The sequence below is a fragment of the Nostoc sp. UIC 10630 genome (assembly GCF_010747425.1).
In the GTDB taxonomy this organism is placed as follows: domain Bacteria; phylum Cyanobacteriota; class Cyanobacteriia; order Cyanobacteriales; family Nostocaceae; genus Nostoc.
The window spans coordinates 1-7,287 of sequence record NZ_JAAGOG010000306.1 but is presented as its reverse complement, the minus strand read 5'-3'; the positions used below and the strand labels follow the sequence as shown (position 1 = coordinate 7,287).

At 43.1% G+C, this 7,287-nt stretch carries 9 protein-coding genes; 3 read left to right on the top strand and 6 right to left on the bottom strand.

The features are described from left to right. Positions 1 to 69: 69 nt before the first annotated feature. Both G1O98_RS35780 and G1O98_RS35775 read right to left on the bottom strand, forming a co-directional pair. A complete protein-coding gene (locus tag G1O98_RS35780; protein ID WP_163938867.1) occupies positions 70 to 504 on the bottom strand; it encodes an NUDIX hydrolase in 435 nt (144 codons plus the stop codon). 24 nt (positions 505 to 528) lie between these two features. Then, a complete protein-coding gene (locus tag G1O98_RS35775; protein WP_175586993.1) occupies positions 529 to 1,017 on the bottom strand; it encodes a hypothetical protein in 489 nt (162 codons plus the stop codon). 250 nt (positions 1,018 to 1,267) lie between these two features. On the opposite strand from G1O98_RS35775, the gene folD reads away from it, so the two are divergent. From folD to G1O98_RS35760, 3 genes are all read left to right on the top strand, one after another. Then, positions 1,268 to 2,146 (top strand): bifunctional methylenetetrahydrofolate dehydrogenase/methenyltetrahydrofolate cyclohydrolase FolD, encoded by an 879-nt coding sequence (gene folD / locus G1O98_RS35770; RefSeq protein WP_163938864.1) that lies wholly within the window; start codon positions 1,268 to 1,270, stop codon positions 2,144 to 2,146. Positions 2,147 to 2,333: 187 nt separating this feature from the next. Beyond that, a complete protein-coding gene (crtE, locus tag G1O98_RS35765; RefSeq protein WP_163938862.1) occupies positions 2,334 to 3,266 on the top strand; it encodes a geranylgeranyl diphosphate synthase CrtE in 933 nt (310 codons plus the stop codon). A 269-nt stretch (positions 3,267 to 3,535) separates the two neighbouring features. Then, the gene (locus G1O98_RS35760) at positions 3,536 to 3,997 is read left to right on the top strand and encodes a divergent PAP2 family protein (protein ID WP_163938860.1); all 462 of its coding nucleotides are present in this window, start codon (positions 3,536 to 3,538) and stop codon (positions 3,995 to 3,997) included. A 111-nt stretch (positions 3,998 to 4,108) separates the two neighbouring features. Here the strand turns inward: G1O98_RS35760 and G1O98_RS35755 are convergent, their stop codons facing one another. The 4 genes from G1O98_RS35755 to G1O98_RS35740 form a co-directional block, all read right to left on the bottom strand. Beyond that, the gene (locus tag G1O98_RS35755) at positions 4,109 to 4,807 is read right to left on the bottom strand and encodes a hypothetical protein (RefSeq protein WP_163938858.1); all 699 of its coding nucleotides are present in this window, start codon (positions 4,805 to 4,807) and stop codon (positions 4,109 to 4,111) included. A 209-nt stretch (positions 4,808 to 5,016) separates the two neighbouring features. Then, positions 5,017 to 5,346, bottom strand: coding sequence for an MgPME-cyclase complex family protein (locus G1O98_RS35750; RefSeq protein ID WP_012410129.1), 330 nt, complete (start codon positions 5,344 to 5,346; stop codon positions 5,017 to 5,019). A gap of 65 nt (positions 5,347 to 5,411) precedes the next feature. Next, the gene (locus tag G1O98_RS35745; protein WP_163938856.1) at positions 5,412 to 6,131 is read right to left on the bottom strand and encodes an ester cyclase; all 720 of its coding nucleotides are present in this window, start codon (positions 6,129 to 6,131) and stop codon (positions 5,412 to 5,414) included. A 177-nt stretch (positions 6,132 to 6,308) separates the two neighbouring features. Continuing rightward, entirely contained in the window at positions 6,309 to 7,034 is a 726-nt protein-coding gene (locus G1O98_RS35740; RefSeq protein WP_163938854.1) for a pyridoxine 5'-phosphate synthase, read from the bottom strand. Positions 7,035 to 7,287 lie beyond the last annotated feature (253 nt).

The window sequence follows — 7,287 nt, the reverse complement described above, 5'->3', positions numbered from 1 at the left end:
GGCAGGGGGCAGGGAGCAGGGGGAGAAAAATTAATAATCCAATGCCCAATGCCCAATTCCCAATTCCTATTAAGATTGATTTCTCTCCATAAAATCCAATATAATTTGCCGATGCGTATTCCCCAAAGGGCGTACTTCGCGGGCGTTTTGCGAATAACAGTTACCTTGGTGAATATCTTCTGGGGTCAATAATCCCATATCCCAACCTTCATTTAAAACCAGTTGATTTAATTCCACCAATAGTGGTGCATGAAAGACATGACGGACAACTCTTTCGTCGGTATAACAGCCAAATTCCACAAAGGGTGGTAGCTCATAGCCGATTTCTTCTAAAATTTCTCGCTTCACTGCGACATCTGGGGTTTCACCAGGTTCGATATGACCGCCAAATAGCGCCCAGTAACCAGGGTAGAGAATACCGGGGATGTTGTCGCGTAGTTGCATGAGAAACTTGTTTTCTTGATAGAGAATTGCGATCGCTACATGCACCGGTTGATTGTTCATATATTATTAATTTTTAATTGCTGATTACTCTTCTTCTAGATAAACTTCCCCCAATTCTTTACCACCTAAAGGGATGCTTTGGTAGCGAATTTTACCCTTAATCACCACTTGCGCTCCCTTCGCTAGATTTTTTTGATTGGTGATAACCCAAATTTTGCCAGTCGAGTCATTAATTTGATAAGCCCATTGCTTCATCAGAGGAGCTTGTTTTTCTACCTGACCTTGGATGTAAACTGTAGTCCGATTGTCTTGTTTTGGTTTAATTTCTCGAATTGGCGTGACATTGCTACCAATTTGGAAATTAGTCCCATTCAAGCCTGATGAGGTTAAACTACCACAACTACAAAGTCCTCCCACCAATAAAAAAATCAACCCCAGGCGGTAGGAAACAATACTATGCGCGGATAAGAACGAAAGGGACAAATTTCTTGTTTGTTGCATGAAAGCCACTGATTGAGCAAATTTTTGCTTCACTGCTTGCTTTGTCGCCAGTTTCATTAGGTCAGTTCCCATCTATAATATTCTTTCTCTGTGGTTTCAGAAACACGCTCTCAACTGAGCAAAAAATGTTCTGAATTTCAGCCTGCAATTCTTTATTCTTCAGATAAAGCCGTTGATCTGAGAAAATAAGCATTATGGATTGACTGTGAGAGAAACGCTACGACATCAAGCAAATACACAATAATAGTTAAAAGTCAATAAGCAATATTTTTCTTCTAGACTTTTGGATAAAAAGCGAATTAATTTATAGTTAGGAATTTTTATGGAAACAAAAACTGCCAAACTCCTTGATGGGAAAGCAATAGCCGCAAAAATTCAGCAAGAACTTTCTGTAGCGATTACACAATTACAACCAGAAATTGGACGACCCCCTGGTTTAGCAGTGTTAATGGTTGGCGACAACCCAGCGTCAGCCGCTTATGTCCGCAATAAAGAAAAAGCCTGTGCAAAAGTTGGCATCGCCTCTTTTGGTAAGCATTTTCCTACCGAAACTACCTTTGGGGAGTTACAAGAGGTCATTGCTGCACTAAACCACGATGAACGGGTGGATGGAATTCTTGTGCAGCTGCCCTTACCTAAGCACTTGGATGGTGTGGCTCTGTTACATCAAATTGATCCCGATAAAGATGCTGATGGACTGCACCCAGTTAATTTAGGGCGATTAGTACGGGGAGAAATCGGTTTACGCAGCTGCACCCCGGATGGTGTGATGCGGCTTTTGCAAGAATATGAGATTCCATTGCAAGGAAAACAGGCAGTAGTGGTGGGACGGAGTATTTTGGTGGGTAAACCTATGGCGCTGATGCTACTAGAAGCTGATGCTACAGTCACGATCGCTCACTCGCGATCGCATGACCTCAAAAGCATCACCCAAAATGCTGATATTCTAATTGCAGCAGCAGGTCGTCCCGGACTCATCACTGCTGATATGGTAAAACCAGGTGCTGTTGTGGTAGATGTGGGAATGAATCGTGTCACCGATGCTAGTGGCAAAAGTCGCTTAATTGGCGATGTTGACTTTGAATCAACTGCTGGTGTAGCAGGATTTATCACCCCCGTTCCTGGTGGTGTTGGCCCTATGACTGTTGCCATATTGTTACAAAATACCTTCACCAGCTATTCCAGAGCAGCAAGAAAATGAAAGAGAGTGATGAGTTAAAAGTTAAGAATTATTAATCCTAACTCTTGTACAGACGCGATTAATCGCGTCTCAACTCCTAACTCCTAATTCCTAACTCATAATTGTGAACTCTTCATTTTTTCAGCCCCACAGCACCTTAAAATTGTGACGTATAAGACAAAAATCCCAAAGTGTCAGGAATTGAAGAATGGTAGCAACTGATAACGTTCAAAAGACACCACCAGAGGAAGCCACATTTAACTTAGTAGCCTATCTCAAAGAGCGACAAAAGCTTTGTGATAATGCTTTAGATCAGGCTATCCCCATCATTTATCCAGAAAAGATTTATGAGGCGATGCGCTACTCGTTATTAGCTGGCGGCAAGCGTGTACGTCCCATTCTTTGCCTTGCTACCTGTGAAATGATGGGCGGCACTATCGAAATGGCTATGCCAACAGCTTGTGCTGTGGAGATGATCCACACAATGTCTTTGATTCATGACGATCTCCCAGCGATGGATAATGACGATTACCGTCGGGGAAAGCTGACAAATCATAAAGTCTATGGGGAAGATGTGGCGATTTTGGCTGGGGACGGCTTGTTGGCACTCGCTTTTGAGTTGGTTGCCCTCAAAACCCCCCAAAGCGTTAACAGAGAGCTAACCTTGCAGGTAATTGTTCGTCTTGGTCGGGCGCTGGGGGCAGCTGGTTTGGTCGGTGGTCAAGTTGTCGATTTAGAGTGTGAGGGGAAATCAGATATTTCTCTAGAAACGCTAAATTTCATTCATAGACACAAAACATCCGCCCTTTTGGAAGCTTGCGTAGTTTCTGGCGGGATCATCGCTGGGGCATCAACTGAAGATGTGCAGCGACTAACCCGTTATGCTGAAAATATTGGGCTAGCATTCCAAATCATAGATGATATTCTGGATATCACTTCTACAAAAGAGCAATTAGGCAAAACAGCTGGTAAAGACCAAAAAGCAAAGAAAGTGACCTATCCTAGCCTTTGGGGACTTGAAGAATCACGCTTAAAAGCCCAAGAGCTAGTTAAAGTAGCTTGTGCAGAATTAGAACCATTTGGAGACAGAGCCAAGCCACTCCAAGCGATCGCTCATTTTATTACTAGCCGCAATAACTAGCAACGCTTTGCGGAATTCTAAATTCTTATCCCGTAAGGGTTTCATTGATTGGGAATGGGTGGTTTCTTTACACGATACTGTACTACTACCGCCCAGCAGAATTGAAAATTCAAAATTCAAAAAGCTAATTTAATCAGCTTTTAGACAATTTTGAATAATTCATCTGTTTTCGCCGTGATGTACTAGGTTAATTTTGGATTTTGGGTTGAATCTAAATGTTTCCTCAACCAACAAACGCTGCTAATATTTACTAACCTAACCAAAATACCATGCAGGACATAGGCAACATTTTAGACAACCGGGTGCTGCTGGTTGCTCTGGTCGCTTGTTTAATTGCTCAAGCATTAAAGCTCGTAGTCGAGATCATCAAAAATCGCAAACTGAATATCCGTGTTTTAGTGACAACGGGAGGTATGCCCAGTGCCCATTCAGCTTTAGTTACAGCTCTAGCGGCTGGTGTAGGGCAAACACTTGGTTGGGCATCTCCTGATTTTGCCGTTGCGATGGTTTTTGCCATCATCGTCATGTACGATGCAGCCGGAGTTCGCCAAGCGGCTGGTAAGCAAGCTCGTATCCTCAATCAAATGATTGATGAATTATTTCATGAAAAACCAGACTTTAGCCAAGACCGTCTGAAGGAATTACTCGGACATACACCAGTTCAGGTAATAGCTGGGTCGGCTTTGGGTATAACCATTTGTTGGTTAGCTAGTTTTGCTTATTTAAACTAGGATAATAAATCCTTGTTTGAGCGACTATTTTTAATTGGGAACTGGTAATTTGTCAGCTGACAAATTACCAACTTGGTAGATCGCATCAGTATTCTAGAAAACTTAATATCACTACAAGCGCACAGTTGAGCGCAGCAGAATCACTTTACGGCTATCTACTATGCTGGCAACAAAACCGCCATTGTTCAGCTTCTGCAATGTATTGTATGCTTCACTTTGATTGGTGGTATAAACTGCCAACAAGTAAGGGCGTTGTCCATAAGAAACAAAACCGACGTTGCCTCCTACTGCTTGCTGTACGCTATTTACTAGTTCAGGACGATTGTAATAATCTACCAAAACTGCATAACCCTCTCCTAATGCTTGAGGATTATAGTTAACTGTTTGCTGAAGTGGCTGTTGCTGTAGTTGTGGCTGTGTTTGTGCCTGTGTTTGTGGCGGCTGTACATCTGCCGTTGTTGGTCGAGTGGTGATGATAGCAGACAAGCCAACAATATTACTTACATACCTTGCCCATCGATTGGCATCATCAATCTTTTTAAACCCCCCTATCCGCGTCACAGTTTCGTTGAGATATTTGCAGGTAATGGTTTTGAGTTCAGGCGGTAAGGCGCTACGCAACTGCTTTTGATTATCAGCTGTGGGACTGACTACCAATAAAAGATACTCACCCGAAGTCGGTGGTTGACAAGCAGGAATGGCTTGTTGGGCAAAAACAGAACTCATGCCACCAATCAACCCTGCGTAAGCGAAGCTCATCGTAGATATCGCTAATCCTAAAACACTTGGTAAAGTCTGAAATCTATGCACAAAAGTTAGATTATGTAAATCAAGGTGTCTTAGAAGATTTTATAAGAAAAAAGCTGAAAACCTACTTACTTCAGTGTGGGAATGGAAGGACTGTTACAAAACATATTTTGTTTTTACCAAATAAAATTGGGGACTGGGAACTTAGAACTGGAAAAGCTGGGGAAGAAGTAATAACCAATGCCCAATTCCCAATTCCCAATTCCCCATTTCTAAGATACAGTAGCCAACGATGCCAAAGCATCTGGTATTGTCTCAGAAGGAGCCTGGAATTCTCCAGTGATAACGTACTCTAAACGTAGTTTTAACCAAGTAATAAATTGGGGATTAGTTGAAATAATTGCTACTGATGGTTGGGGACACTTTGCCTTGATTTGTGCAAATTGGGGTGCTTCCAAAAAAGCTGGTTGCTCAACCAACCAAAAATCTATTTGTTTTTCTTGTTCGTGGTAGTGACGAGTGCGTTCTTTGATAACTTCATGTATGGGTTCTTCTTGGAGAAGAAAGCGTTGGCTAGCCAAAACGTAATAGTATGTTTGCATTTTCATCCTTTGGTTGCTGTGTGAATAATGTAAGGGCACAGTACGACATTCTGTACCCTTATCAACTAACTCTTACGGGATTTCTTGAACCAAGAACTGAACGGACAAGCACTTCCCGACTTTTGGGCATTTGTCTGTTTGCCACCAGATGTTAGCTTTTCCAAGAACAGATTATTGTCGAAGTAATGTTCTAAGGAAATAACCTTCAAGTCATCGGTAACTTTTGCAATGCTCATGCCGATAATTTCTATTGTCTCTCCAGTAGGTGCATGGCCTTTATATTCTCCGTTAAAATGTCCCCAATGCCGCCATTTGAATGTGACATTTGGTGGCCCTGAGAAAACTTCCAGCACTTCCCAAGGAAATCCTTGGGGAAATGTTGTGTGGAAGACTTTTGCGGATGATTCAAAGCTTTCTTCTGAAGCCTTATAATGCTCTGAATCAGCCATAAATAGATTGTAAGTACCTTGGGCTGATAAATCTGCTGCGGTATACTCTACTCCGCCATTGGTACTCACTCGAAACTGTTCATTGACAATAGATAACCACTGTTGTGGGTTAGCTTTGAAAGATACCTCCATCTCGAAGGTTCGCACTAAGTTTTGCACGATCGCTTCCAGTGTACCTTCAAGGTGATTGTGGATACTTTCTTGGGCAAGATTTTCTTTGGAACGAGAATAATCAGGCGGTGTCTGATAGCGCCACTCGACATCAGTGCTTTCTGCTATCACTTTATCTCTATCCTGTACCCAAAGTGGCAGGTTGTTAGACTGTGTTGCGCTCATAGAAGTTTTTGCTGAAGATTTGATCCCAATTTCCAGATTTCGCAGTGACAACCCCTCTTTTAAGATACGGGAGTGGAGTAGGAGGAGCAGGAGGCAGGGGGAGCAGAGGAGGCAGGGGAAGCAAGAAAATAATAACTAATTCCCATTCCCCATTCCCCATTCCCTATTCCCCATTCCCTATTCCCCATTCCCACTTATAGCTTGTTTCATCTCGCGGACTGCCCTTTCTATACCTACTAATGCTGCCCGGCTGATGATGGTATGACCAATGTTCAGTTCTTCCATGCCTGGAAGCGCAGCCACCGGATAGACGTTCCAATAGGTGAGTCCATGACCAGCGTTGACTCGCAATCCAGCTTGAATCGCTTGTTGACAACCTTTAGCTAATATGGCTAATTCTCGGTGGCGATTTGTTTCATCCTTAGCCTCTGCATATTGTCCGGTATGCAATTCGATAAACTGCGCCTGTATCTTGACAGATGCTTCGATTTGTGCTGGTTCGGCATCGATAAATAAACTAACTGGAATGCTAGCGCTTTGCAATTTATCGACTATCTCACCTATTCTAGCAATTTGGCCAATAATATCTAGTCCGCCTTCTGTTGTGACTTCTTCGCGCTTTTCGGGGACTAAAGTCACGTAATCTGGTTTGATATCGAGAGCGATCGCTAGCATTTCTTCTGTTGCGGCCATTTCTAAATTAAGATGCGATCGCACTGTTTGCCGCAATATACGCACATCCCGGTCTTGGATATGCCGCCGATCTTCGCGCAGATGTACCGTAATTCCATCAGCGCCCGCTAATTCTGCCAGCACCGCCGCCGCTACCGGGTCTGGTTCTACCGTCCGCCGCGCTTGCCGGATGGTGGCAATGTGGTCAATGTTAACGCCAAGTGTAGGCACCCCAAATTTCTCCCAATTCCACAATCCTCAGAAATTGATTTTACCGGAAATTGGGGAAGTTTTGCTTGAGATTTAAATAGGGCTTACGCGTCACATATAAAGAGTTTCTATCTCCTACCTCCTCCCCCAATACGGTTTGGATAAGCATTTTTCACTTTCCTTGAGGTCTGGGTAAGGGGTAAAGGGTAAAAATTTATTCAAAACCTTTTCCCTTTCCCCTTTAATCGAACCGTATTGCCTCCTCCCCCTGCCC

Coding starts and splice junctions, on each gene's coding strand:
- G1O98_RS35780 (WP_163938867.1), bottom strand. CDS start 504: ATGAACAATCAACCGGTGCATGTAGCGATCGCAATTCTCTATCAAGAA.
- G1O98_RS35745 (WP_163938856.1), bottom strand. CDS start 6,131: ATGAGCGCAACACAGTCTAACAACCTGCCACTTTGGGTACAGGATAGA.
- crtE (WP_163938862.1), top strand. CDS start 2,334: ATGGTAGCAACTGATAACGTTCAAAAGACACCACCAGAGGAAGCCACA.
- folD (WP_163938864.1), top strand. CDS start 1,268: ATGGAAACAAAAACTGCCAAACTCCTTGATGGGAAAGCAATAGCCGCA.
- G1O98_RS35760 (WP_163938860.1), top strand. CDS start 3,536: ATGCAGGACATAGGCAACATTTTAGACAACCGGGTGCTGCTGGTTGCT.
- G1O98_RS35750 (WP_012410129.1), bottom strand. CDS start 5,346: ATGCAAACATACTATTACGTTTTGGCTAGCCAACGCTTTCTTCTCCAA.
- G1O98_RS35775 (WP_175586993.1), bottom strand. CDS start 1,017: ATGGGAACTGACCTAATGAAACTGGCGACAAAGCAAGCAGTGAAGCAA.